Annotated in this window: 20 protein-coding genes; 16 read left to right on the forward strand and 4 right to left on the reverse strand. The window is 70.7% G+C overall.

The genetic code is table 11. The features are described from left to right. Positions 1-11 precede the first annotated feature (11 nt). Genes ACJJVL_RS05010 through ACJJVL_RS05035 form a run of 6 tightly spaced genes read left to right on the forward strand, consistent with a single transcriptional unit; the run spans position 12 to position 5,879 of the window. Positions 12-866 carry a DUF58 domain-containing protein gene (locus ACJJVL_RS05010; protein ID WP_405217223.1) on the forward strand — a complete coding sequence of 285 codons (855 nt, stop codon included), beginning with the start codon at positions 12-14 and terminating at the stop codon, positions 864-866. Further along, positions 853-1,353, forward strand: a complete 501-nt coding sequence (locus ACJJVL_RS05015; protein WP_405217224.1) for a hypothetical protein — start codon at positions 853-855, stop codon at positions 1,351-1,353. The genes ACJJVL_RS05010 and ACJJVL_RS05015 overlap by 14 nt, the downstream gene beginning before the upstream one ends. Continuing rightward, positions 1,344-2,333, forward strand: a complete 990-nt coding sequence (locus ACJJVL_RS05020) for a vWA domain-containing protein (protein ID WP_405217225.1) — start codon at positions 1,344-1,346, stop codon at positions 2,331-2,333. The genes ACJJVL_RS05015 and ACJJVL_RS05020 overlap by 10 nt, the downstream gene beginning before the upstream one ends. Beyond that, complete coding sequence (locus ACJJVL_RS05025; protein ID WP_405217508.1) at positions 2,333-3,325, forward strand: VWA domain-containing protein; 993 nt, start codon at positions 2,333-2,335, stop codon at positions 3,323-3,325. Before ACJJVL_RS05020 ends, ACJJVL_RS05025 begins: the two co-directional genes overlap by 1 nt. Beyond that, positions 3,322-4,095 carry a hypothetical protein gene (locus ACJJVL_RS05030; RefSeq protein WP_405217226.1) on the forward strand — a complete coding sequence of 258 codons (774 nt, stop codon included), beginning with the start codon at positions 3,322-3,324 and terminating at the stop codon, positions 4,093-4,095. The genes ACJJVL_RS05025 and ACJJVL_RS05030 overlap by 4 nt, the downstream gene beginning before the upstream one ends. Positions 4,096-4,112: 17 nt before the next feature. Further along, positions 4,113-5,879, forward strand: coding sequence for a proline--tRNA ligase (locus tag ACJJVL_RS05035; RefSeq protein ID WP_405217509.1), 1,767 nt, complete (start codon positions 4,113-4,115; stop codon positions 5,877-5,879). A 70-nt stretch (positions 5,880-5,949) separates the two neighbouring features. Here the strand turns inward: ACJJVL_RS05035 and ACJJVL_RS05040 are convergent, their stop codons facing one another. After that, a complete protein-coding gene (locus tag ACJJVL_RS05040) occupies positions 5,950-7,425 on the reverse strand; it encodes an alanine/glycine:cation symporter family protein (protein WP_405217227.1) in 1,476 nt (491 codons plus the stop codon). 153 nt (positions 7,426-7,578) lie between these two features. Between ACJJVL_RS05040 and nusA the strand changes: the two genes are divergently transcribed. The 4 genes from nusA (at position 7,579) to rbfA (ending at position 12,309) form a co-directional block, all read left to right on the forward strand. After that, positions 7,579-8,568 carry a transcription termination factor NusA gene (nusA, locus tag ACJJVL_RS05045; protein WP_405217228.1) on the forward strand — a complete coding sequence of 330 codons (990 nt, stop codon included), beginning with the start codon at positions 7,579-7,581 and terminating at the stop codon, positions 8,566-8,568. A 232-nt stretch (positions 8,569-8,800) separates the two neighbouring features. Continuing rightward, complete coding sequence (locus tag ACJJVL_RS05050) at positions 8,801-9,028, forward strand: YlxR family protein (RefSeq protein ID WP_405217510.1); 228 nt, start codon at positions 8,801-8,803, stop codon at positions 9,026-9,028. Between the two features lie 72 nt (positions 9,029-9,100). Further along, positions 9,101-11,806, forward strand: a complete 2,706-nt coding sequence (infB, locus tag ACJJVL_RS05055) for a translation initiation factor IF-2 (RefSeq protein WP_405217229.1) — start codon at positions 9,101-9,103, stop codon at positions 11,804-11,806. A gap of 68 nt (positions 11,807-11,874) precedes the next feature. Next, on the forward strand, positions 11,875-12,309 hold the full coding sequence (gene rbfA, locus ACJJVL_RS05060) for a 30S ribosome-binding factor RbfA (RefSeq protein WP_405217230.1): 435 nt from the start codon (positions 11,875-11,877) through the stop codon (positions 12,307-12,309). Between the two features lie 112 nt (positions 12,310-12,421). On the opposite strand, the gene ACJJVL_RS05065 is transcribed toward rbfA, so the two are convergent. Both ACJJVL_RS05065 and ACJJVL_RS05070 read right to left on the reverse strand, forming a co-directional pair. Beyond that, entirely contained in the window at positions 12,422-13,843 is a 1,422-nt protein-coding gene (locus ACJJVL_RS05065) for an RNB domain-containing ribonuclease (RefSeq protein WP_405217231.1), read from the reverse strand. A gap of 272 nt (positions 13,844-14,115) precedes the next feature. Beyond that, positions 14,116-14,988, reverse strand: coding sequence for an A/G-specific adenine glycosylase (locus ACJJVL_RS05070; protein WP_405217232.1), 873 nt, complete (start codon positions 14,986-14,988; stop codon positions 14,116-14,118). Between the two features lie 37 nt (positions 14,989-15,025). Between ACJJVL_RS05070 and ACJJVL_RS05075 the strand changes: the two genes are divergently transcribed. Then, positions 15,026-16,333, forward strand: coding sequence for a DUF418 domain-containing protein (locus tag ACJJVL_RS05075; protein ID WP_405217233.1), 1,308 nt, complete (start codon positions 15,026-15,028; stop codon positions 16,331-16,333). 47 nt (positions 16,334-16,380) lie between these two features. Continuing rightward, positions 16,381-17,082, forward strand: coding sequence for a uridine kinase (locus tag ACJJVL_RS05080; protein WP_405217234.1), 702 nt, complete (start codon positions 16,381-16,383; stop codon positions 17,080-17,082). A 123-nt stretch (positions 17,083-17,205) separates the two neighbouring features. Here the strand turns inward: ACJJVL_RS05080 and ACJJVL_RS05085 are convergent, their stop codons facing one another. After that, positions 17,206-18,210, reverse strand: a complete 1,005-nt coding sequence (locus ACJJVL_RS05085) for a ketopantoate reductase family protein (protein WP_405217235.1) — start codon at positions 18,208-18,210, stop codon at positions 17,206-17,208. A gap of 33 nt (positions 18,211-18,243) precedes the next feature. Here ACJJVL_RS05085 and truB point away from each other — a divergent pair, with 33 nt between their 5' ends. The 4 genes from truB to ACJJVL_RS05105 all read left to right on the forward strand — a co-directional run bounded on the left by truB (position 18,244) and on the right by ACJJVL_RS05105 (position 21,952). Next, positions 18,244-19,137, forward strand: coding sequence for a tRNA pseudouridine(55) synthase TruB (gene truB, locus ACJJVL_RS05090; protein ID WP_405217236.1), 894 nt, complete (start codon positions 18,244-18,246; stop codon positions 19,135-19,137). 9 nt (positions 19,138-19,146) lie between these two features. Further along, positions 19,147-19,518, forward strand: coding sequence for a hypothetical protein (locus ACJJVL_RS05095; protein WP_405217237.1), 372 nt, complete (start codon positions 19,147-19,149; stop codon positions 19,516-19,518). 1,064 nt (positions 19,519-20,582) lie between these two features. After that, complete coding sequence (locus ACJJVL_RS05100) at positions 20,583-20,996, forward strand: hypothetical protein (RefSeq protein WP_405217512.1); 414 nt, start codon at positions 20,583-20,585, stop codon at positions 20,994-20,996. Then, positions 20,993-21,952: a bifunctional riboflavin kinase/FAD synthetase gene (locus ACJJVL_RS05105; protein WP_405217238.1), complete on the forward strand. Its 960-nt coding sequence runs from the start codon at positions 20,993-20,995 to the stop codon at positions 21,950-21,952. The genes ACJJVL_RS05100 and ACJJVL_RS05105 overlap by 4 nt, the downstream gene beginning before the upstream one ends. The last annotated feature ends 58 nt before the right edge of the window (positions 21,953-22,010 follow it).

Here is a 22,010-nt window from a genome sequence, read left to right on the forward strand (position 1 = left end):
TGAAGACGACCATGTCGATTCACGCGCATCGTCGTACCCTCGAGCTGCTGGACGGCGAGTACGCGTCGATCCACCACGGTCGCAGCCACGACTTCGACGACCTTCGCGAGTACCAGCCGGGCGACGACGTCAAGGACATCGACTGGAAGGCGACTGCGCGCAGCCACGTGCCGCTCGTCAAGCGCTACATCGCCTCGCGTCAGCACAACGTGCTGCTGGTGGTCGACTCCGGCCGCAACATGGCGGCCACCGCCGAGTCGGGGGAGTCGAAGCGCGAGCTGGCGATCCTCGCCGCAGGCATCCTCGGCTACCTAGCCACGCGGCACGGCGACCGCGTCGCGCTCCTCATGGGCGACCGGGAGCGGCGACAGGACATGCAGGAGGGCGGCTCCGAGGCGCACCTCGAGCGCATGCTGCGCCGCATCCACGAGGCCGTCGCCGTCGACGGGCCCCACTCCGACCTCGAGGCCGTGCTCGAGCACGCGGTGCGACGGATGCGGCGCCGCTCGCTCATCGTCGTGATCGCCGACGACCTCGCGTACACGCACGACCTCGATGTGCACCTCGGCCGGCTCCACGCGCGGCACGAGGTGCTGTGGGTGTCGATCGGGGACGCCGACCTGATGGCGCGCGCGGGCGACCACCGGGAGCTCGTCGGCGTCGACACCGGCATCGGCCTGCCCGCCTTCCTGCGCCGCGATCGCGGTCTGCGGCGCGCCTTCGACGGCGCGAGCCTCGAGCGCCGCGAGCGCCTCGAGGCGGGTCTGCGCTCGCTCGGGATCGCATCCACCCGCATCTCGTCGTCGGCCACGACGATCGGCTCACTCTTCCGTCTGCTCGAGAGGCATCGACGTGCGCGCCGCTGAGCTGGCCCACGAGCTGGCGATGCTGCCCGCCCCCGACACCTACGGCCCGTTCGGCTACGGCCCGTGGTGGGTGCTCGGTGCGAGCGCGATCCTGCTGGTCATCGCCGCCTACGCGTTCGCCTGGCTGTGGACGAGGCCCCGCGGCATCCTCACGCCGCCCCCGCCACCGCCCGTGCCGATCGATGTGCGCAGTGTGAAGGAGAAGTACCTGGGGATGATCGACGAGGTCGCCGCCGAGCACGCTGCCGGTGATCTCGGTGCGCGCGAGCTCTCGCAGCGGCTGAGCCTGGTGCTGCGCTTCTTCGCCCACGAGTCGACGGGTGTGATGGCAGAGGTCATGACGCTGCGCGACCTCGGCGAGGCCGATCTCCCCTCGGTCGAGGGTGCCGTCTCGCAGTACTACCCGTCGTCGTTCCGGCGCGCGGCCAAGCACGACCCCGACGCCGCGATCTCGGCGGCGAGGCAGGTGGTGGCGACGTGGATGTGATGCTGCTGTGGCCGTGGCTGCTCGGCGCGCTCGTGGTGGTCGCGGTCGTGCTCGCCGTGCTCGGGCTGTGGCTGCCCCGCCGTAGGCGCGACCGCGGTCTGCCTGTCGCGCATGTCGACCGGATGACCTCGCTCGCCGTCTTCCGCAGCGCGCTGCTGCGCTACCGCCTGTGGATCGGTGGTGCGCTGCTGCTCTCGCTCGTGGGTGCAGGGGTGGCCGCAACGGTCGGAGCGCGGCCGTCGGGCATCCACGCCAACCAGGAGGACGACTACAAGCGCGACATCATGCTCTGCCTCGACGTGTCGGGCTCGATGGTCGACGTGGATGCCGAGATCCTCGGCGTCTACCAGCAGGTCGCTCTGGAGCTCGACGGTGAGCGCATCGGGATGCGCATCTTCGACGCGTCGAGCGTGATGGCCTTCCCGCTCACGAGCGACTACGACTACATCGAGGCGCAGCTGGGCCGCTACCAGCGGGCGCTCAGCGGCACGCTCGGCCCGGATGAGCAGTTCAACTACCTCGCCGGTACCGCGAACGGCCTCGGCGCCTCGCTCGTCGGCGACGGGCTCGCCTCCTGCGTGCTCGACTTCGCCGACCTGGAGGCGAGCGAGCGACCGCGCTCGATCATCCTCGCCACCGACAACATCGTGAACGGCCAGCAGATCTTCTCGCTGCCGCAGGCCGGCCAGCTCGCGGTCGACCACGAGGTGCGCGTGTACGCGATCAACCCGTTCGACTTCGGCGGCGACATGGAGTCACAGGAGCTCCGCGACACGGCGGAGGGCACCGGCGGCGCGTACTTCCCGCTCGACTTCGCGCAGACCGTGCCGCAGATCGTCGAGCGCGTCAACGCGATCGAGGCGGGCTACATCGAGACGCCGCCGCAGATCCAGGTGGTCGACCGCCCGGGTTCGCTGCCGCTCGTGGCGCTCATCATCGTGAGTGCGCTCTGCGCCGTGGCCTGGAGGGTGCGCCTGTGATGCTCTCGTTCGAAGCCGCGCAGCCGGTCCTCGTCGTCGTCATCGGCGTGCTGGCGCTCGCTCTGTGCGGGTGGCAGCTCGCGATCGCCCGCGGCCGCAGGCTCGCCTGGATCCGCCGCACCCTGCTCGTGCTGCTGGCGGTCGCGATGGCATTCCGGCCGGCGCTCCCCGGCGGCGAGGTGCCGACGGCCTCGATCCAGGCGCGCGTGTTCGTGATGATCGACACGTCGCAGTCGGTCGCCGCCGAGGACTGGGGCACCGACCCGCGCCTGAACGGCATGCAGGCCGACGTGATCGAGATCGCCCGCTCGTTCGCGGGTGCTGACATCTCCGTCATCTCGTTCGACTCCCAGGCCACGCTGCGGGTGCCGCTCACCGACGACGGCTCCGCGGTGATCGAGATGGTGCGCGCCCTCAAGCCCGAGATCGCGCAGCAGTCGCGCGGCACCTCGGTCGCCGTCGCGCACGACCTGCTGCTGGCAGAGCTCGAGCGCACCGAGGCTGCGGACCCGTCGTCGCCCGCAGTCGTCTTCTACCTCGGCGACGGGGAGCAGACCGCCGACGGCGAGCCGCAGTCCTTCGCGGATGTCGCAGACCACGTCGACCGCGGCCTCGTGCTCGGCTACGGCACCGAGCAGGGCGGCCGCATGCGCGTCTCGAGCTTCGACCCCGCTCAGCAGGAGCAGTACCTCCAGGATCCGTCCGGCGGCGACGCGATCAGCCGCATCGATGAGGATCGCCTCCGAAGCATCGCCGACCAGCTCGGCATCACCTACCTGCACCGCACGCCCGCGCTGCCGATCGAGGATGCGCTGGGCCCGATGGCGGCGCTCGACGGCGAGGCCGATCTGAACAGCACGGAGGAGGCGCGGCTCGAGGTGGCGTGGATCCTCGGCATCCCGATCGCGCTGCTGCTCGCCGCCGAGGCGTTCAGCCTCGCGCGCTCGCTGCGCACCACGCGCGGCCTCATGGCGCGGGGCGGTGCCCGATGAGTCGCCCCCGCAGCCAGCGCGTGCTCACGGACGACCGGCGCCGCACGCTCCGCTGGTGGATCATGCTGGGCCTCATCCCGGTTGCGATCGCCGCGCTCGTGCTCGGTGGCAAGCTCATCAGCGTCAATGTGCTGTCGCAGACCGCGATCGACCGCTTCGACGCGCGCGCCTATGCCCAGGGGGCGGATGCCGCGCGCGGCCTCGAGACCTGGAACTGGGTGGAGCCGTGGAAGGCGCCCTTCGCGCTCGGCGTCAACCTGACCATGGCCGGCACGCTCGAGGAGGGCAGGGCGGCGCTCGAGCGGGCGGTGGTGCTGCACGGCGAGCCCGAGACGGCGGGCCAGCTGCACGAGCACTGCGTGATCGTCGCCTCGCTCGTCACCGCGGTCGAGAAGCAGGGCGATGTGGCACGCGATGCACAGGACACGCAGGCCGCGAACGGCTTCTACTCCGAGGCGCTCGCGCTCATCGACGCCCAGCCCGAGGGCTGCTTCGACGACCCGCTGCCGGGCGAGGCCGACACCGCCGAGCAGTTCGAGGCGGCGGTGCCGCGCATCGAGTCGAAGATCGAGGACCAGTCCGGTGACGGTGAGGGCGACGGCGAGGGCGAGGGCGAGGGCGACGGCAGCGAGGGCGACGAGCCGCAGTCGCCCGAGGAGCAGCTGGAGGATCAGAACCAGGAGGCGCAGGAGGAGCAGCAGCAGCAGGATCAGTTCGACGAGGGCGAGCCCGGCGACGGCGGTGGGCCCAGCGTCGAGCAGCCCTGGTGAGCCGATCTAGACTCGGGATCGTGATCCGCCTCTCCCAGCTCTTCTTCACCACCCTGCGCGAGGACCCGGCCGAGGCCGAGGTCGCGAGCCACCGCCTGCTGCTGCGCGCGGGCTACATCCGCCGCTCCGGCGCCGGCCTGTACTCCTGGCTGCCGCTGGGGCTGCGCGTGCGCCGCAACATCGAGCGCATCGTGCGGGAGGAGATGGAGGCGGCCGGCGCGCAGGAGGTGCTGTTCCCCGGACTGCTGCCGCGCGAGCCGTACGAGCGCACCGGCCGCTGGACGGAGTATGGCGACGGGATCTTCCGTCTGCAGGACCGCAAGGGCGCCGACCACCTGCTCGCGCCCACGCACGAGGAGGTCTTCACGCTGCTCGTGCAGGACCTGGTCTCGAGCTACAAGTCGCTGCCGCTGACGATCTTCCAGATCCAGGACAAGTACCGGGATGAGGCGCGCCCGCGCGCGGGGCTGCTGCGCGCCCGCGAGTTCTCGATGAAGGACGCCTACTCGTTCGACATCTCCGACGAGGCGCTCGAGGCCAGCTACCAGCGCCAGCGCGACGCCTACGAGCGCATCTTCGCCCGGCTCGGTCTCGACTACGTCATCGTCGCCGCCGACGCGGGCGCGATGGGCGGCTCGAAGTCGGAGGAGTTCCTGCACCCGACCCCGGTCGGCGAGGACACCATCGTTCGTTCCGCTGGCGGCTACGCCGTCAACGTCGAGGCGTTCGAGACGGCCGCGCCCGACCCGCTGCCGACCGATGGCCTGCCCGATGCCGTGGTGCGCGAGACCCCGGACACCCCGACGATCGACACCCTGGTGGCCGACGCCAATGCGCGCTTCCCGCGGGAGGACGGTCGCGCGTGGACCGCTGCCGACACGCTGAAGAACGTCGTGCTGCGCCTGACGCACCTGGATGGCACGCGCGAACTCGTGGTCGTCGGCATCCCCGGCGACCGCGAGATCGACGAGAAGCGCGTCGAGGTCGCGTTCCAGCCCGCCGCGGTGACGGCAGCGGATGAGGACGACTTCAAGGCCAACCCTGGCCTCGTCAAGGGCTACATCGGGCCCTGGACGGCATCCGGCCCCGTGCTGGGCGAGGAATCGGCCACGGGCATCCGCTTCCTGCTCGACAAGCGCGTCGCCGACGGCACGAGCTGGATCACGGGCGCGAACGAGCCCGGCAGGCACGTCTTCGGCCTGGTCGCCGGCCGTGACTTCGCGGGCGACGGATGGGTCGAGGCCGCCGACGTGCGCGCGGGCGACCCCGCGCCCGACGGCTCCGGCCCCGTGACGCTCGAGCGCGGCATGGAGGTCGGCCACGTCTTCCAGCTGGGCCGCAAGTACGCCGAGGCGCTGGGGCTCAAGGTGCTGGACGAGAACGGCAAGCTCGTCACCGTCACGATGGGCTCCTACGGCATCGGCGTGACGCGCAACCTCGCGGCCATCGCCGAGGTCAGCCACGACGAGAAGGGCCTCATCTGGCCGCGCGAGGTCGCGCCGTTCGACGTGCACGTGGTCGCCACCGGCCGCGACGCCGCCATCTTCGAGGTCGCGGAGTCGGTCGTCGCCGATCTCGAGCGCCGCGGACTCGAGGTGCTCTTCGACGACCGCCCCAAGGTCTCGCCGGGCGTGAAGTTCGGCGATGCGGAGCTCATCGGCGTGCCGCAGATCGTCGTCGTCGGGCGTGACGCGGTGCAGGGCAGCGTCGAGGTGTGGGATCGAGCGACGGGGGAGCGGTCCACGGTCGAGATCGCGCAGCTCGAGCACGCGCTCGGCCGCTGAAGCGCGCGCACGAACGCCGCAGGGCGCTGCTCCGAGAGGAGACAGCGCCCTGCGGCGTATCGGCAGGCGTTCAGCGCGTCTGCGTCGTCTCCTCCGGGTCGACCGTCTCCCACTGGCCGGTGACCGACTCGACGCTCTCCCACACCTCGATGCCGCGCACCTCCGGCAGCATGTCGCGGGTGAAGACCGGGTCCTTGCCGGCCTTGCGCTGCTCGTCGAAGTTCCGCAGCAGCTTGAAGGCGACGCCGGAGAGCAGGCCGATGGCGACGAGGTTGACGATCGCCATGATGCCCATCAGCAGGTCGGCCGTGTTCCAGATCAGACCGGTGGCGATCACCGATCCGCCCAGCACCGCAAGCACCGCGAGCACGCGGTAGGCGGTCAGTGCTGCGGGATGCTCGGTGATGAACTCGATGTTCGACTCGCCGTAGTAGTAGTTGCCGATGATCGACGAGAACGCCAGCAGGAAGACGATGAGCGACAGCGCGATGCCCGCCCACGCGCCGAGCTGGCCCGTGATCGCGTCGAAGGTGAGGCCGATGCCGCCCTCGGCGCCCGTGAGGTCCGGGGTCGAGACCAGGATGATGAACGCGGTGATCGAGCACACGAGGAAGGTGTCGAAGTAGACGCCGAGCGTCTGCACCAGGCCCTGCTTCGCCGGGTGCGTCACGGCCGCCGACGCGCCGGCGTTCGGGGCCGAGCCGAGGCCCGCCTCGTTCGAGAACATGCCGCGCTTGACGCCCTGCATGAGGATCGTGCCGATCGCGCCGCCAGCGACCTGCTGGAACCCGAACGCGCCCGCGTAGATCTCACTGATCACCCGCGGCACCTCGGTGACGTTCATCGCGACGATGATGAGGCCGAGCAGCAGGTACAGCAGCGCCATGGTCGGCACGAGCGACTCGGTGACCTTCGCGATGCGCCGCACGCCGCCGAAGACGATGGATCCCGTCAGGATCGCGACGATGCCGCCGATGACCCACGGCAGCCACGCGGCGTCGGAACCGACCGTCGACGAGACGGTGGCGACGATGGTGTTCGCCTGCAGCGACGAGAACGCGAACGGGAAGCAGACGATCAGGATCACGGCGAACAGGATCCCCATCCATCGCTGCCCGAGGCCTCGTTGCATGTAGTAGGCGGGACCGCCGCGGAAGCCGTCAGCGTCGCGGTGCTTGTAGAGCTGGGCGAGCGTCGACTCGATGAACGCCGAGGCGCCGCCGACGAACGCCATCGTCCACATCCAGAACACCGCACCCGGGCCGCCGAAGGCGATCGCGGTGGCGACGCCGGCGATGTTGCCGACCCCCACACGGCTGGCCGCCGAGATGGTGAATGCCTGGAACGACGAGACCGACTGCGCGCTGCCGTCGCGAGCCTTCGGCGTCTTGTCGCCCAGCACGCGGAACATCGCAGGCAGCAGCCGCAGCTGCACGACTCCGGAGCGGATCGTGAAGTAGATGCCGAGCGCTGCGAGGATCGGTAGCACGATCCAGGTCCACCAGAAGTCGCCAGCGGAGAGGATGAGATCGTCGAGAACGTCCATGAGGCAACACGCTAGACCCATAGGTGCGCTCCGCACGCCACGTGAACCCACCGCCGCCCGGATCCGCCCGCCGACGCGCGGTCGAAGCTGCCTGTAGACTGACCGGTCGGCATTCGTTGCCGAACGAATCGCAGGAACAAGAGGAGCCCACAAGTGAAGATCGAGCTGAGCGTGCTGAAGACCGTCGAGCGCGAGCGGGAGATCTCCCAGGACGACCTCATCCGCATCATCGAGCAGGCCATCCTGCAGGCGCACATGCGCTCCGGCGAGAAGGTCGACCCTGCGGCTCCGCAGCCGCGCGTCGAGGTCGATCGCAAGACCGGCGAGGTGACGCTCTACGAGCCCGAGCTCGACGAGGACGGCAATCGCATCGGCGAGTCGATCGCCACCACCGACGACTTCAGCCGCATCGCTGCGACCGCGGCGAAGCAGGTCATCTTCCAGGCGCTGCGCGACAAGAGCGACGAGAGTGTGCTCGGCGTCTACAAGGACCGCGAGGGCGACATCATCGCCGGCGTGGTGCAGCAGGGCACGAACCCGCGCATGGTGCAGGTGAAGCTCGGCGACGACATGGAGGCGCTGCTGCCCCCCGAGGAGCAGGTGCCGGGCGAGGAGTACAAGCACGGCAAGCGCATGCGCGTGTTCATCACGAAGGTGGAGCGCGGCCAGCGCGGCCCGCAGGTGACCGTCAGCCGCACGCACCCGTCGCTCGTCCGCAGGCTGTTCGCGCTCGAGGTGCCGGAGATCGCTGCCGGCACGGTCGAGATCGTCGCGATCGCGCGCGAGGCAGGGCACCGCTCGAAGATCGCCGTGCGGGCGACCGAGCCCGGCATCAACGCCAAGGGTGCGTGCATCGGCGAGATGGGGGCGCGCGTGCGCGCCGTGCAGGCGGAGCTCGGCGAGGAGAAGGTCGACATCGTCGACTTCTCCGAGGACCTGCCCGCGTTCGTGGCGAGCGCGCTCAGCCCCGCGCGGGTGTCGGATGCGTTCCTGCTCGACGAGAAGACGCGGGCGGTGCGCGCACTCGTGCCCGATTTCCAGCTCTCGCTCGCGATCGGCCGCGAGGGTCAGAACGCGCGACTGGCTGCGAAGCTGACCGGCGCGAAGATCGACATCCAGCCCGACTCCGTGATGGAGGATTGAGCCCGCAGCGCGCAATGCGGCGAAGCCGCGTTGCGCGCGGAGGGCTCAAGGTCGAGGAGCGCGCGAAGCGCGCGTCACGAGCCCTCGCTGCTGCGGCCCTCGAGGAGCGCGCAGAGCGCGCGTCACGAGACCTCGCTGCTCTCAGCTCCACCGCCCGGGCGTGTCGTCCTGTAGAGTGTTCTCCATCCGTACGTGTCTAGGCTGCCGCGCGCGCACCGAACCCGCACTTCTGGTGCGGATCGCTGCGCAGGGCGGTGAGGCGGTCGTCGATCACGGTCGACGGCTTCCCGGCAGAGGCGCTTGGGTGCACCCGACGCAGCGATGCGTGGAACGAGCGCTCCGCGCCGTTCCACGAGCTCTGCGGCAGCAGCACCTGGATATGACGCCCATCGCACGATGGGCACAGGACGGGCTCGCCCAGAGCCCCGACCGAAGGAACGAAACGCACATGGACAACTGATGAGCAGCTCGAAATGAGACCCGTCAGCAAATGACGTCCGCCCTGTTCTGGGTGGACCAGGACAGGAGAAATGTGGCAAACCCACGCGTTCACGAGATCGCCGCCGAAGTAGGCGTCGAGAGCAAGGTCGCTCTGGCCAAGCTCAAGGAGATGGGCGAGTTCGTCAAGGGACCCGCCTCTGCAGTCGCGCCCCCGGTCGCGCGCAAGCTCAAGGCAGCCCTGCAGGCGGAGGGCTCGAGCGGCGCAGTCGCCGAGACGAAGCCGGCCGAGAAGACCCCCGCAAAGGCGACCCCCAAGACGCCCGCGGCGCGCAAGCCCGCAGCATCCCCCAAGGCGGAGACGCCGGCTACCCCCGCGCCCGCAGAGACGCCCAAGGCGGCACCCGCTCCGCAGGCAGCACCCGAGGCGCCGGCGCCAGTCGCGGAGCAGCCGGCACAGGCCGAGCAGCCCGCACAGGCCGAGGCTCCCAAGCCCGACGGCGATGCGCCCACCCCGAACGCGATCCCGCGCCCGATGTCGCGCCCCGGCGCGCCCCGGCCCGGCAACAACCCGTTCGCCTCGAGCCAGGGGATGGGTCGGCCGCGCGGCGGCAACAACCCCTTCACGAGCAAGCAGGGCGGCAGCCCGCGTCCGGCGGCTCCGCGTCCCGGCGCCCCTCGCCCCGGCGCTCCCCGTCCCGGCGCGCCGCGCCCCGGCGCCCCGCGCGGCGGCGGCGCCGGACGTCCCGGTGCAGGCGGCGGTCCTGGCGGGTTCCAGCGTCCCGGTCAGGGCGCGCCGAGCCGGGGAGCTCCCGGTCGTGGCGGCCCCGCATTCGCGGGCCGCGGCGGCGGTCGCGGTCGCGGCGGCACTGCCGGCGCGTTCGGCAAGGGTGGCGCCAAGGGCAAGTCCCGCAAGTCGAAGCGCACGAAGCGGCTCGAGTTCGAGATGCGCGAGGCGCCGTCGATCGGTGGCGTCAAGGTCCGTCGCGGCGACGGCACGACCGTCGTGCGCATGCGCCGCGGCGCATCGATCGCCGACTTCGCCGAGAAGATCGACGCGATGCCCGGCGACCTCGTGACGGTGCTGTTCCACCTCGGTGAGATGGCGACGGCAACGGAGTCGTTGGACGAGGGCACCTTCGAGCTGCTGGGTGCGGAGCTCGGCTACCGCATCCAGATCGTCAGCCCCGAGGACGAGGACAAGGAGCTCCTCGAGGGCTTCGACATCGACCTCGCGCAGGAGCTCGAGGACGAGTCGGAAGAGGATCTCGAGTACCGCTCGCCCGTCGTCACGGTCATGGGTCACGTCGACCACGGCAAGACGCGTCTGCTCGACGCGATCCGTGGCGCGAACGTCATCGACGGCGAGGCCGGCGGCATCACCCAGCACATCGGCGCCTACCAGGTCTGGCAGGAGCACGAGGGCGAGGACCGCGCGATCACCTTCATCGACACCCCGGGTCACGAGGCGTTCACCGCCATGCGTGCCCGTGGTGCCCAGGTGACCGACATCGCGATCCTCGTGGTCGCCGCCGACGACGGCATCATGCCGCAGACGGTGGAGGCGCTGAACCACGCCCAGGCCGCGGGCGTGCCCATCGTGGTCGCGGTGAACAAGGTCGACAAGCCAGAGGCCAACCCGGCCAAGGTGCGTCAGCAGCTCACCGAGTACGGCCTCGTCACCGAGGAGTACGGCGGCGACACCATGTTCGTCGACGTCTCGGCGCTGGCGAACACCGGTATCGAGGACCTGCTCGAAGCGGTGCTGCTGACGGCCGACGCCGGTCTCGACCTGCGTGCCAACCCGAACAAGGAGGCGCGCGGCGTCGCCATCGAGGCGAAGCTCGACAAGGGCCGCGGTTCCGTGGCCACCGTGCTCATCCAGTCCGGAACGCTGCGCGTCGGCGACGCGATCGTGGCAGGCACGGCCTACGGCCGCGTCCGAGCGATGGTCGACGACCGCGGCGAGCTGGTGCAGGAGGCCGGACCGTCGATGCCCGTGCAGGTGCAGGGCCTCTCGAGCGTGCCGCGAGCCGGCGACACGTTCATCTCCACGGAGGAGGACCGCACCGCGCGCCAGATCGCTGAGAAGCGTGAGGCCGTCGAGCGCAACGCGCAGCTGGCGAAGGCGCGCAAGCGCCTCACGCTCGAGGACTGGAAGACCGCGCTCGACCAGGGCAAGGTCGAGACGCTCAACCTCATCATCAAGGGTGACGTCTCCGGTGCCGTCGAGGCGCTGGAGGAGTCGCTGCTGAAGATCGAGATCGACGACAGCGTGGACCTGCGGATCATCCACCGCGGTGTCGGTGCCGTCACCGAATCCGATGTGAACCTTGCAACGGTCGACGACGCCGTGATCATCGGCTTCAACGTCCGTCCCGACCCGAAGGCCCGCGAGCGCGCTGCGCGCGAGGGCGTCGACGTGCGGTTCTACAACGTGATCTACGGTGCGATCGACGACATCGAGAGCTCGCTGAAGGGCATGCTCAAGCCCGAGTACGAAGAGGTCCAGTCCGGTGTGGCCGAGATCCGAGAGGTGTTCCGCTCCTCGAAGTTCGGCAACATCGCTGGCTCCATCGTTCGCTCCGGCACGATCACCCGCAACGCGAAGGCACGCGTCATCCGTGACGGCATCGTGCTGGCCGATGGCCTGGCCATCGAGTCGCTGCGCCGCTTCAAGGACGACGTCACCGAGGTGAAGACGGACTACGAGTGCGGCATCGGCCTCGGCAAGTTCAACGATCTGCAGATCGGTGACGAGATCGAGACCATCGAGATGGTGGAGAAGCCGCGAGTCTGATCGCGCGGTGAGCATGGGGCGGCTTCGGTCGCCCCATACTCGTCTCTGAGGAACGAGGAGAGAACGACATGGCAGAGAACCCCAGGGCGCGGAAGATCGCCGACCGCATCCGCGAGATCACCGTCAGGGCGCTCGAGCGCGAGGTCAAGGATCCGCGGCTCGGCTTCGTGACGATCACGGATGTGCGGGTCACCGGTGACCTGCAGCACGCCTCGATCTTCTACACGGTGCTCGGCACCGATGAGGAGCGCGAGGAGACCTCAAGGGCGCTCACGAGCGCCAAGGGCGTCGTGCGGCGCGAGATCGGCAAGGGACTCTCATTGCGGCTGACGCCGTCGATCGAGTTCTTCCTCGACGCGCTGCCCGAGAACGCGGCATCGATCGAGCACCTGCTCGACGAGGCGCGCGTGCGCGACAGGGCGGCGCAGGAGGCTGCCGCGGCAGCGAAGTACGCCGGCGAGGCCGACCCGTACCGCAAGCCCCGCGAGCTCGACGAGGACTGAGCGCCGCGCTGATCGAGGCGCGGGCGGCCTGTGGCCGCGCGCGTCTCGAGATCGAGTCGGCGAGACCCGCTGATCGAGGAGCGTGCGGCCGCAGGCCGCCCGCGTCACGAGATCAACTCGGCTGCACCTCGGCGAAGCGCAGCCTGCGCTCGCCCAGATCCGCCTCCGTGAGCCGCACCCTGATGCGCTCGCCGGGCTCGGCATCCGTGTCGCAGGCCGCCTCGGTCGGTGGATCGATCAACTGGATGGTCGCGCCGTTCTTGCGCGCATCCACGACGACGGAGTCGAACTCGTCGCCGATGCGCGGGCGCAGCACTGCGATCTCGACCACGTCGATCGACTCGCGCTCGAGCTTGCTCGCCAGCTGCCCGGAGCTCTGCATGATCTCCTCCAGCCCCTCCAGGCCGTCGGCCGCCCACTGCGGGATCTCGCGGCCGTTCGCGATCGCCTCGCAGTGCACCAGCACGTAGCGATCGACGAGGCGACGCAGGGGAGCGGTCGTGTGCGCGTAGGGAGCGCCAATGGCGGCCTGCTCGAGCTGTGAAGCATCCGACCCGTTGTGCAGCACGTCGTAGCCCGCACCGCGGAACAGCCGCCGCGCGGCCTGCAGGATCGCCAGCGTCGTGGGCTTCGATCGGTCCAGCCTGCGCAGGAACGCGCCGTAGTGCTCGCCCTGGGCCCACTCCTCGCCGATCGCCCGCACCTCTTTGCGGAAGCTGCGCACGTCGCCGGCCGGCGGCTGCGGCATGGTGCGCAGGATGCCGCGCTTCTCGCGCAGCATCAGGTTCGCGGCCTCCATGCCGGTCATGAGCGAGATCTGCGCGTTCCAGCGCTCCACCGGCAGCAGCTCGCGCCGCTCGATGACGTACTCGTCTCCCTGGCGGACCACCTGCTCCTCCGGCATGTCCAGGCTCGCGCCGTCGCGTGCCTCCTCGAGCGCGATGCGCAGCTCTCCGACGTCGCGCAGCAGCGCCAGCATGGCGTCGCCGCCGTCGATGCGCTGCTGCGCCGTCTCGTAGGTCAGCTGCTCGCGCGACCGCACGCGGGCTCGCTCGAGCGTGGTCTTCGTGACGTCGCCAGCCGCATCCAGGCGCATCGTCCAGACGTACGCACCGCGCTCCTGCCCCTCGAGCAGGCTGGCCGCGCCCTCGCTCACGATGGGCGGATGCAGCGGCACGCGGCCGTCGGGCGCGTACATGGTCTGGCCGCGGCGGCGTGCCTCGGCATCGATCGGTCCGCCGGGCGAGACGAAGGCGGGCACGTCGGCGATCGCATAGCGGACGACGTAGCCATCGCCATCGCGCGCGAGGTGGAGCGCCTGGTCGAGGTCGGTTGAGCCCTCGGGGTCGATGGTGACGAAGTCGACATCCGTCTGGTCGGCCTCTGGCAGCTGCGGATCAGCGGCGAACGCCTCGGCCTCGGCGACCGCGTCTGCGGGGAACTCGGCGTCGAGCCCCAGCTCGGTCCTGATCGCCGCGAGCGCCGCGTCGATCTCGTCGGTGCTGTCGGTCAGTCGCTGGTGTCGTGCGGGCATGGCCCCCAACCTAACCGGCGCCGCCTGGCCCGCTGCACAACGCAAGCTCCAGCGGCACGAATGGCCGCGATCGCGGCCGCTGCCCGGATCCTGCCCGGAAACCGACGCGGGCGACTTGCGTTCTGTGAGCTGGGTCGCGGAGTCCCGTTGGTCGAGGAGCGGGCGGCGCAGCCGCACGCGTCACGAGACACGTCGATCCGGTCTCGCGACGGCAGCGGGCTGTGCCCGCGGCCTCCTCGACCTACGATCGCCGCACGCGTCACGAGACCGAATCAGTCCGGCAGGCGGATCGCGCCGGGCTCGCGCACGATGAGACCGTCAGCTGCCAGTGACACGACCGCGCGGTCGAGCTGCTCGGGATCCGGCCACAGCTGCGCGACCTCCGCCTCGGTCAGCGGCACGTCGACGCCGCGAAGCGCGCGCAGTACCGTGCCCCGCACCTGCCGGTCGCTGCCGGCGAACGACGACTGCCGCGGCGCGCGCTTCCCCTCGAAGACGGGGTAGCCGGCGGCGCGCCACGCGCACGCGTCCGCGATCGGGCACGCGCCGCAATCGGGCGCTCGTGCGGTGCAGACCAGGGCGCCGAGCTCCATGAGTGCGATGGAGATCACGGATGCGTCACCCGGTTCTACCGGCAGCAGTGCCTCGACGTCTGCCAGGTCCCGCCGCTTGGCGGGCCCCGCCTCGCCCTGCCCGTGCACGGCGCGAGCGACCACGCGCCGCACGTTGGTGTCCACCACGGGATGCCGGTCGCCGAAGTGGAAGACCGCGACCGCGCGCGCTGTGTAGTCGCCGATCCCAGGCAGCGCGAGCAGCGCATCCACATCCCTCGGCACCTTGCCGCCGTGGCGCTCGACGATCGCGCGCGCCGTGTCCTGCAGCCGCAGCGCTCGACGCGGGTAGCCGAGCGTGCCCCACTGCCGCAGCACCTCGTGCGTGGGGGCATCGGCGAGATCCGCGGGCGTCGGCCAGCGCGCGAGCCAGCGATCGATCTCGACAGCGACGCGCGATGCCTGCGTCTGCTGCAGCATGATCTCGCTCACCACGGTGCCCCAGGCATCGAACTCGGGGCGCCGCCACGGGAGATCGCGAGCGTGCTCGCGATACCAGGCGGCAAGCGCCTGCAGAATTTCGCCACCGAGCATCCAGTCAGCGTAGAGGCGCGGTCGGTACCGTCGGGATGTGACCGTGCCGACCAACCCCGGCCCCATCGGTGCGACGCCGCAGGTCGGCCCGCACCTCGTGCCGCACGTCGAGCCGATCGTCGACCATGCCGCTGCCGCGACCGCGGCGCGTGGGCGTAGCCTCGCGCCGGACCTCGCTCGCGGCATCATGCTGCTGCTCATCGCGCTGGCCAACGTGCCGTGGTGGCTCTCTGTCGCCGAACGCGGCGTCACGAATGCACATGGAGTCGGGTACGCGGGCGGTGACCTCGTCTACCAGCTGATCTCCCTGGTCGCGATCGACGGCCGGGTGTATCCGCTCTTCGCGTTCCTGTTCGGCTACGGGATATGGCAGATGTACAGCCGCCAGGCAGCCGCAGGAGCACCGTGGCGCGAGGCTCGCCGCGTGCTGCAGATCCGCCATGGGTGGATGGTCGCGTTCGGTGCCGTGCACGCGCTGCTGCTCTGGTTCGGCGACATCGTCGGCGCCTACGGCCTCGTCGGCCTGCTGGTCACGTGGCTGCTGCTGCGTCGCAGCGACCGCGCACTGCGGGTGGTCGCGTGGGTGCTCGCTGGACTGCTGGCCGCCTCCGCGCTCTTCTCGATCGTCAGCGGCGCCGTGCTGAGCACGGGCATCGCGGGCGACATGAGCGTCATGGCCGCACCACCCATCGACTACCCGACCGGGCAAAGCAACTACCTGCTCTTCATGCTGCAGAGCTTCGGCCTGTGGGCCGTCGCGACGCCGCTCCAGGCGATCACGCTGACGGTGCCGCTGTCGGTGGTGCTGGGCGTCTTGGCCGCGCGCAGCGGCCTGCTCGATCGCCCGCGCGAGCATCGGATGCTGCTCGCCCGCATCGCCGTCGGCGGCATCGCGGTCGGCTGGCTCGGCGGGGCGCTCGCTGCGATGCAGTTCGCCGGGCTCCTCTTCGACACGGCGATCTCCTGGGCCACGATGGGCGCATCGAGCCTCACCGGCGTCGCCGGAGGCATCGGCTATGCCGCACTCATCGGGCTGGTCGCAGGCCGCCTCGGCGACCGACACGGGGTCGTCACGCGCGCCGTCACTGCGGTCGGCAAGCGATCGCTGACGAGCTACCTCCTGCAGTCGGTGCTGTTCGCCCCGCTGCTCGCGGCATGGGGCCTCGGCCTCGGCGACACGCTGACGCCGCTGGGCGCAGCCGGGCTCGCGGTCGGCGTCTGGCTCGTGACGGCGGTGGTCGCGCTCGTCCTCGACGTGCGGGGCAAGCGCGGCCCCGCGGAGGCGCTGCTGCGGCGCCTCGCGTATGGTCGGCGCCCCGTGGCGGCGCCGATGCCGGTCACCTGAGCGCGATCCGGCCCCGAAGTCGCTCGACCTCCACCTAGGCTGGCGGCATGGTCGACAGCGCACTGCTCATGAGGGCCGCGTCCTGGACGCCCGAGCAGAAGGAGCTCTACACGCGGCTCACCGAGCTGATGGTGCGCCGCAATCCGCGCGGCAGACGACTGGTCGCGGTCGAGGGACGCGACGGCACGGGCAAGACGCACTTCGCGGATGCGCTGCAGGTCGCCTTCGCGCGCGCAGGCGTCGAGGCGTTCCGCGCCTCGGTCGACGACTTCCATCGCCCGCAGGCGTTCCGGTACCGACAGGGCCGCCACTCCTCGAAGGGCTACTACGAGGACGCCTTCGACACCGAGCTGCTCGATCGGGTGCTGCTGCAGCCGTTCCGGATGGGCGGCTCCACGGGCTTTCAGACAGCCGCGTTCGATCTGCATCGGGATGCCCCAGTCGAGATGGAGTGGCAGACGGCGGGCCAGGATGCGGTGCTGCTCGTCGACGGTGTCTTCCTGCAGCGACCCGCACTGGCCGGCAAGTGGCACGCGGTCGTCTACCTCGACACGGAGGATCGCGTGCGCGGCGAGCGCCTGCGAGCGCGCGACGGCGCGCATCCTGACGTGCACCACGCGTCGCACGCGCGCTACCGCGAGGCGCACGACCTCTACGAGCGAGTGAGCGAGCCGCGCAGCAAGGCCACCTTCATCGTCGACAACACCGACTGGCGGAAGCCCTTCCAGTCCTTCGCCGACTCGTGTTGACCCGCCTCCCGTAGGTCGAGGAGCGCGCGGCCTCCGGCCGCCCGCGTCACGAGACGGGGTCCGACCCTCGTAGGTCGAGGAGCGTGTGGCCTCCGGCCGCCCGCGTCACGAGACCGGATCCACTCACGCCAGCTGCCGCACCACGCTCGGCGCCATGAACTCCCGACCGCGCTCCACCGCGTGCACGAGCTCCACGAGTGCCGCGTTCACGGGTGCCTCCAGGCCCAGCCTCGCAGCCTCCGCCACGACGGCCCCGTTGATCGCATCCACCTCGGTCAGCTGCCCTCGCCGGATCGACTGCTGCGTCGACCCCATGTTCGGCACCTCGCCCAGTCGCTCCCCGATGCGCAGCGGCACCTGCTGCGCGATGCGCCGCGGCGCGAAGGCGACCATGCGCACGAGCAAGGGAGTGAGCCCCTGCAGCGGCTGGAACCGCACGTCAGCCGCGAGTCCCGTGCGGGCGGTCTCGCGCATCGACGCGAGCATCACGCGCCGCAGTCCCGGGTCGCGGATGACGTCCTGCACCGAGTGCCCGACGATGGCCGGAATCGCGTTCACCATGTTGATGAGCAGCTTCGTCCACTGCGCGCCCTCGATCGAGGGCGTCTCGCTGGTCGGCAGCGCCTCGGTCAGCAGCGTGGCGAACCGCGCACCCTCCACGCCGCCGACGATCGTCTCGCCGTCCGCGGTCACGGTGACGACACCGGGCTCGAGCGAGTTCGCGGCCATCAGCGAGATGCCGCCGGCGACGCGCTCGTGCCCCAGCAGCCGTGCCGCGGCGCGCTCTCCGCCCAGCCCGTTCTGCACCACCAGCAGCGGCACGCCCTCGAGTGCAGCGCGGTTCGCCTCCAGCGCCTCGACCGCTCCGGTGGCCTTGACTGCCAGGATCGCGACATCCGGGGCCTCGGTCAGCACCTCGAGTGCCGTCACCCGCGCCACATGCGTACCGAAGGCGCCCTTCAGCCGCAGCCCGTGCTCGCGGATCGCCGCCAGGTTCTCGCCCCGCGCGGTGACGGTGACGTCGTGCCCGACGGCATCGAGCCGAGCCGCAATCGTGCCGCCGATCGCACCTGCACCGATCACCGCGATCCGCTGCCGCGCGGGGGTCTGCTCACTCGTCGCCGCCATGTCGGCCAGGCTAGCCGCCGGTAGGCTCGCAGGGTGTCAGCAGCCCCCGCCAGCCCAGACGGCATCCTGCTCGTCGACAAGCCGCAGGGCATCACGAGCCACACCGCGGTGAGCCGCGCGCGCCGCGCCCTCGGCACCCGCAAGGTCGGGCACGCCGGCACCCTGGACCCGATGGCGACGGGCCTGCTGATCCTCGGCATCGGGCCGTCGACACGCCTGCTCACCCATATGGTCGGCCTCGATAAGACCTATACGGCGACGATCGCGCTCGGAGCGGCGACGACGACGGATGACGCCGAGGGCGAGGAGGCGACGACGGCGGATGCGTCGCACGTCACGCGCGACGACCTCGCGGCCCCGATTGCGGCGCTCACGGGTGACATCGAACAGGTGCCTTCGTCGGTCAGCGCCATCAAGGTCGATGGTGAGCGCGCCTACAACCGCGTGCGGGCGGGGGAGCAGGTCGAGCTCAAGGCGCGCGCGGTGACCGTCTCCAGGTTCGAGCTGCTCGAGTTTCGCCCCGGGGCCCGTGCGGAGGCCGACGTCATCATCGACTGCTCGAGCGGCACCTACATCCGGGCGCTCGCGCGTGACCTTGGAGAAGCGCTCGGCGTGGGCGGGCATCTGACGGTGCTGCGCCGCACGCACGTCGGCCCGTTCGACGTCGATGGTGCGCCGATCGCCGACGCGCTGCCCGAGGAGGGCGCGGCCAAGCTGCTCGTGCCGCCCGCACTGGCTGCGGCCCGCATCCTGCCCGTCGCGCAGCTCGACGACGAGCGCGCCGCCAACCTCGCGCACGGTCGCAAGACGCCCGCGCTCGAGGGGGAGGCCGGCATCGTCGCCGCCGTGCATGGCGAACGACTGATCGGCATCGCCCGAGTCTCCGGCAACCGGCTGCTGCCGGTGACCAACTTCCCGACCGACTGAGGTGCACTGATGATCAGCTGGCTCATGCTTGCGCAGGCGATCGGTCTGGGCGTGATCGGCGCGGGCGTCGCGATCGTCGGCTTCGCGCGGAAGCCCTTCAACGACTGGATCCTGGGTGCTGCCGCGATCGCGTTCCTCACGCTGATCGTGCAGGCGGTCGCCTCGTTCGTCGCCCCGATCCTCGGTGGTGGGCCGACGGGCGATCTGCTCGAGTACTGGGTCTACCTGATCTCGGCGCTGCTGATCCCGCCGGCCGCGGTGATGTGGGCACTGATCGACAAGCGCGGCGAGTGGCAGACGCTCGTGGTGGGCATCGCCATCCTCGCCTGCGCGGTGATGGTCTATCGGATGCACCAGATCTGGTTCGTGCAGGTCGCGTGAGCGCGGCCGCGTCCGTAGGTTGAGGAGGCGGCGACCCGGAGGCTCGCTGCCGTCACGAAACCGGTTGGACCCTTCGCTCCTCCGATCTCGTGACGCGTGCGGCTGCGCCGCCCGCTCCTCGACCTACGGACGGGGCCGCTCCTCGATCTGCGGACGGTGCCGCTCCTCGATCTGCGGACGGGCGCCGCTCCTGGGTCGGCGGGAGTCCGTAGGTTGAGGAGGCCGCGCGCCGAAGGCGCGTGGCCGTCACGAAACCGGTTGGACCCTTCGCTCCTCCGATCTCGTGACGCGTGCGGCTGCGCCGCCCGCTCCTCGACCTACGGACGGGGCCGCTCCTCGATCTGCGGACGGTGCCGCTCCTCGATCTGCGGACGGGCGCCGCTCCTGGGTCGGCGGGAGTCCGTAGGTTGAGGAGGCCGCGCGCCGAAGGCGCGTGGCCGTCACGAAACCGGTTGGACCCTTCGCTCCTCCGATCTCGTGACGCGTGCGGCTGCGCCGCCCGCTCCTCGACCTACGGACGGGGCCGCTCCTCGATCTGCGGACGGTGCCGCTCCTCGATCTGCGGACGGGGGGCGCTCCTGGGTCGGCGGGAGTCCGTAGGACAGTCCTATGGATGTCAAGTGGGGTTGAGGTCGTGTTTGAGGGCGGCGAGGATCTCGCGGCAGAGGTAGCGCTTGAGGGCTCTGATGGCGTCTCGTTTGGAGTGTCCTTCGGCGAGTTTCCCTTCCGACCGAACCAACGGCAGCGGCCCCGGAACCGTGACCGACAAGTCCTACGAATGACATCGTGAGAGTCGGGCGAGGAGAAGGCCAGGCCACGGACCCGGAACCACCACCACCATCCTCAATGTTGAGGAGGCCGCGCGCCGAAGGCGCGTGACCGTCACGAAACCGGTTGGACCCTTCGCAACTCCGATCTCGTGACGCGTGCGGCTGCGCCGCCCGCTCCTCGATCTACGGGCGGGCCGCTCCTCCATCTACGGACGGGGGCGCTCCTCGATCTACGGGCGCCGGCCGCTCCTCGATCTGCGGGGAGCGCACCGGCGGCGCCGGGAAGCGAATAGAATCGACCGAGTGAGCGAGCGCAGGCATGCAGGCATCGGGCGGGTCCTCATCGCGGTGTACGCGGTGCTGGCACTCGCGGCAACCGGTCGGTCGTTCGTGCAGATCGTCCAGCGGTTCGAGGAAGCGCCCCTCGCGTACTCGCTGAGCGCCCTCGCGGCGGTCGTCTACATCGTCGCGACCGTCGCGCTCGCGATGCAGCGCAGCGAGACGGCCCGCAAGGTCGCCCTCGCCGCCGTCTGCTTCGAACTGATCGGTGTGCTGGTCGTCGGCACGCTGTCGCTCGTCGCACCCGCACTGTTCGGCCACGACTCGGTCTGGAGCTACTTCGGCATCGGCTACCTCTTCATCCCCGCGGTGCTGCCGTTCCTCGGTCTCTGGTGGCTGCGCGTCAGCCGGGAGCGGGTCGCCGCATGAGCGCATCCGAGGCCGCCCCGATGGCGTGGATCGACGAGCTCGAGACGGTGGCCAGCGCTGTCACGATCGGCAAGTTCGACGGCGTGCACATCGGCCACCAGCGCATCCTCGAGCAGCTGCGAGCCATCGCCGAGCCCGCCGGGCTCGCGACGACGGTCGTCACCTTCGACCGGAACCCGCTCGAGGTCGTCCGCCCCGACATCGCCCCGCTGCCGCTCGTCTCGCTCGATGACAAGATCGCGCTGCTGCGCGCCGCCGGCGCCGACCGCGTGGTCGTGATCCCCTTCACGAAGGCCGCCGCCGCGCAGCCGCCCCGGGAGTTCGCCGAGCGCGTGCTCCTCGACGGGCTCGGGGCGCGGATGCTGCTGGTCGGCGACGACTTCCGCTTCGGCTTCAAGGGTGCTGGCACGCCAGCGCTGCTGCGCGAGCTCGGCGAGCCGCGCGGCGTGCGCGTCGAATCCATCGACGACATCTGCTTCACCGACGGGCGCCGCGTCTCGTCGACCTGGATCCGAGAGGCGCTCGACCTCGGACGCATCGCCGAGGCGAACGAGATGCTCGGTCGCCGCCACCTGCTGCGCGGCGACGTCGTGCGCGGCTTCAGCCGTGGCCGCGCGCTCGGCTTCCCGACCGCCAACCTCGGCGACCCGATCGAGGGCTTCATCCCCGCCGACGGCGTCTACGCCGCCATCGCGCACGTCGACGCGGGCACGTTCGCCGCGGCCGTCTCGATCGGGCACAACCCCACGTTCGAGGGCGTGCAGGCGAAGACCGTCGAGGCCTACCTGCTCGACGTCGACCTCGACCTGTACCACCGACCGATCGAGCTCGAGCTCGTCGACTTCGTGCGGTCGATGCACCGGTTCGAGGGCCTCGACCAGCTCATCGCACAGATGCACCGAGACGTCGAGCTCACGCGCGAGGCGGTCGAGCCGCTGCTCGCCGACCGAGCCTGATCGGCGCTCGGTAGACTGCCACCACCACCCACCCCGCGTTGCGGCCAGCAGGGCCGCC

Source organism: Agrococcus sp. Ld7 (assembly GCF_045064095.1).
GTDB lineage: Bacteria > Actinomycetota > Actinomycetes > Actinomycetales > Microbacteriaceae > Agrococcus.